Origin of the sequence: Synechococcus sp. R8-2, from assembly GCF_047461715.1 — a bacterium.
GTDB lineage: Bacteria > Cyanobacteriota > Cyanobacteriia > Thermostichales > Thermostichaceae > Thermostichus.
Map to the genome: position 1 here is coordinate 1 of NZ_JANSHQ010000050.1, position 3,167 is coordinate 3,167.

Annotated in this window: 3 protein-coding genes; all 3 read right to left on the bottom strand. The window is 59.8% G+C overall.

Translation table 11 applies throughout. The annotated features are described in order from the left end of the window. Nucleotides 1–346: phycocyanin subunit beta (locus NW819_RS01365; protein ID WP_414412663.1), on the bottom strand; the 346-nt coding region annotated here is incomplete at its 3' end. A gap of 391 nt (nucleotides 347–737) precedes the next feature. Further along, nucleotides 738–1,553 (bottom strand): tryptophan synthase subunit alpha, encoded by an 816-nt coding sequence (gene trpA, locus NW819_RS01370; RefSeq protein WP_414412661.1) that lies wholly within the window; start codon nucleotides 1,551–1,553, stop codon nucleotides 738–740. Between the two features lie 61 nt (nucleotides 1,554–1,614). Next, nucleotides 1,615–3,030, bottom strand: a complete 1,416-nt coding sequence (locus tag NW819_RS01375) for an ABC transporter substrate-binding protein (RefSeq protein ID WP_414412662.1) — start codon at nucleotides 3,028–3,030, stop codon at nucleotides 1,615–1,617. Nucleotides 3,031–3,167: the final 137 nt, after the last annotated feature.

A 3,167-nucleotide genomic window follows, 5' to 3' on the forward strand; every position in this document is an offset into this window, starting at 1 on the left:
CCCGCAGGCCGTTCAGGCAGCGATCTTCCAGCACAGAGCTATCCCCGGCCAAGGTGGCATAGGTGATGTAGCGCAGGATGATCTCCATGTCCCGTAGGCAGGCAGCCATGCGGCGGTTGGTGTAGGCATTGCCGCCGGGAGCGATCAGATCTGGCTCTTGAGCAAACAAAGAGCGAGCTGCATTGGTTACGATTTGGGCGGCATTGCTGGTCATGCGGTTGACAGCATCTAGGCGCTTGTTGCCCTCTGCCACCAAAGCCGCCAAACGGTCAAAGTCTTGGTCACTTAAAAAGGCACCGCGTGCATCTGCCTGAGCGATCACCCGGGTAAAAGCATCTTGCATGATGGATCTCCTTCTGGTCTTTCCAAAAAGTGGTGAGCGACTGGCTGAACCTCCCAAAAGCCGAATCCCAAGCTTTTTTGCGGGATCCTCTTTGACCCCCAAAAATCAAGGATTCCGTGGCAGCAGACCCCCCACCGAACCCCTAAATTTTTAGATAGGTCAAGAACCTCTGCGACTTTCAGACAGCCGAGCATCCAGCCTAATTTTATATCGCGGGATGGATGAGTGTTTTGTGAAGATTTGCAAACCTACCAACCCCAAAATGTCTGCCTAGGCTGGGATCCCTGGACTATGGGGCGCAGCAGGGGGAAATGGGTCTGCGGGCTGGCTCACAAAATGTAAACATTTGTTTTGAGATGGAAGCAGTCTGAGTGGGCACCTTCCTGAACAGAAGTTAACACTCTGGAGTGGTCACCTCTTGCAGGGCCGCTTTGAGGGCTCGACAAAAGTGAGCTATTTGTTGCAGTCCTTCTTCAGGCGTGGGGCCTTTGGCCAGCCGTTGCACAAATGCGCTGCCCACAATCGCCGCATCTGCTCCCCAGAGAGCGATCTGGCGGGCCTGGTCTGGAGTGGAGATGCCGAAGCCCACCCCAATCGGCAGAGGGGTTTGTTGGCGCAGTTGCTGCAGCAAAGCCGGGATCCGCTTTTCCAGGGTGGCCCGTTCGCCGGTAACGCCGGTAGTGCTCACCAAGTAGACAAAGCCACTGGACTGCTGGGCGATGCGGCGCATGCGCTCTGGGGGGCTGGTAGGTGCCACCAGCAGGATGAGGTCGATCCCTTCGGCCTGGACTGCTTGTCGCAGGGATCCCGCCTCTTCCAGAGGCAGATCGGGGACGACCAAGCCGGCACAGCCGGCCTGCCGCAGTTGATGCAGAAAGTTGGGGATGCCGAGCTGGTGGATGGGGTTGTAGTAGGTGAACAGGATCAGGGGGGCCTGCAGCGAGAGACAGCGCAAGCCTTGTAGAATGGCGCCCAAAGTGACTCCCCGACTGAGGGCGCGGGTGGCTGCTGCTTGGATCACCGGCCCATCCGCCAAGGGATCCGAGTAGGGTACCCCCAGCTCGATAAGATCGGCGCCGCTCTGATCCAGAACCTGCAAAGCCTCAAAGGTGGTTTCCAAGTTGGGATCCCCAGCGGTGAGGTAGGGGATGAGGGCTTTTTCACCACGGCTGCGCAGCGCCTGAAAGCAGGCTGTGATCCGAGTGGGCATGGGATCCATTCGATTCTGAGGAGATTGAGAGCATCCCCCACTGTAGCGTCTGCCGGGATCCCTAGGGGAGAGGCACAAAATCGTAGCCGGTACCGGAGCGGTTGCCGGGCTCAACCCGCACCAGCACATGGGGAGCATTGCGGTCGCCGGAGGGCAAGAAGCGCACTTCTCCGGAAGCGCCGTCCTGGAGGAGGAAGTTGGGATCCTGCAAACGGGCCAGCACAGCGTTGCGGCTGGTGGCTCCTTGGCTGAAAGCTTGCAAGAAAACCCGGGTGGCGTCGTAGGCCAGAGCGGTGCGCCAGCTCACCTGCCCTCCCCAGAGCTGGGCTGCCTTCTGGGCAAACTCGCGGTTGCGAGGCACCTGAGGATGCCAGGGTACCGCCACCACCAAGCCTTCTACCGCTGCTCCCCCGTCTTGCAACGTGGCGAGGCTGAAGAGCACATCGCCGCCCAGAAGAGCAAGGGGCTTACCAGCTACAGCGTTCTCGCGGGCTACGGCCAGCGCTTTTTCGGCTACGGAAGCCGTGGGAGCTAAAAAAGCTACCTGGGCTCCTTGGCCGACGGCCCTTTGCAGGCTGGCCTGGGGGTTGAAGTCCGACGCCGATAAGTCGAACTCCGCCAGCACGATGCCCCCTTCGCTGGTCAGGGTGGAGGCAAAGGCATCGCGCAAGCTGGAGCTGTAGGCGCTGTTGGGGTTGTAGAAGATGGCCACCCTTTGCAACCGCAACGTGTTGAGAGCATAACGGGCCAGTTGCGTGCCGGCCACTTGATCGGAGGGCACGGTGCGAAAAATGGCATCCCCCAGCATGCTGATGCGAGTGCTGGTGGAGGTGGAGGAGATCATGGCCAAGCCGGCAGGCTGATAAACCTCGGCTGCAGCCAGGGTGGCGTCGCTGGTGTTATGGCCGATCACGCCCAAGATCTCGGGCTGGCTCACCAGAGCCTTGGCCACCGCCGTTGCTCGCTCAGGGTTGTCGCCATCGTCGGCAATCACTACCCGCAGCAGCCGTCCTCCGATTCCCCCCTGTTGGAAAAGCTCCTCCTGAGCTTGCGCCACCCCGCGCAGGGTCTCTTTGGCGCGGTTGGGGTTGCTGGAGATGGGCACCACCACCGCCAGGCTCAAGGGACTGCCCTGCTGCTGGGCACGGGCATTGTTCAAGAAAATGCGAGCTTCCGGGTCGTTGCGGTTGCTTTGCAGCCCCATCTCCAACACCGGGATGGCTGCGCTGAGGTTACCTTGGCGCAACAGCTCTGCAGCGGCAACGGCAGCGGGACTGCTATCGGCAAACAAGGTGCGCTCGCCGCTGGTCAGGAGCAGATCTTGTGCTCCACCCCCCAACCCTGGCAGCGATACTGGCGGTAGAGAAATGCCTTCCGGCCAGCGAACATAGCCCGCCTGCCAAGCGCGATGACCGCCCCAGAGTAGCAATAGCCCCAAGGCAATGTAGACAATGGGTGGTGGAGACTTGGCAACCATATATCTCATGTTATAGAGAGAGAAAACGCTAGCTTTTGGCCAGCAAAGACACTGCTTGTATCCTCAGGAATCCTCAAAAGTCATCTTTCCAAGGATCTCTAAGGATCTCCGACTATGCATCAGCATGAGTGCGGGAG

Excerpts from the sequence above, each read along its gene's own strand:
- trpA (WP_414412661.1), bottom strand. The coding sequence starts at position 1,553 with ATGCCCACTCGGATCACAGCCTGCTTTCAGGCGCTGCGCAGCCGTGGT.
- NW819_RS01375 (WP_414412662.1), bottom strand. The coding sequence starts at position 3,030 with ATGGTTGCCAAGTCTCCACCACCCATTGTCTACATTGCCTTGGGGCTA.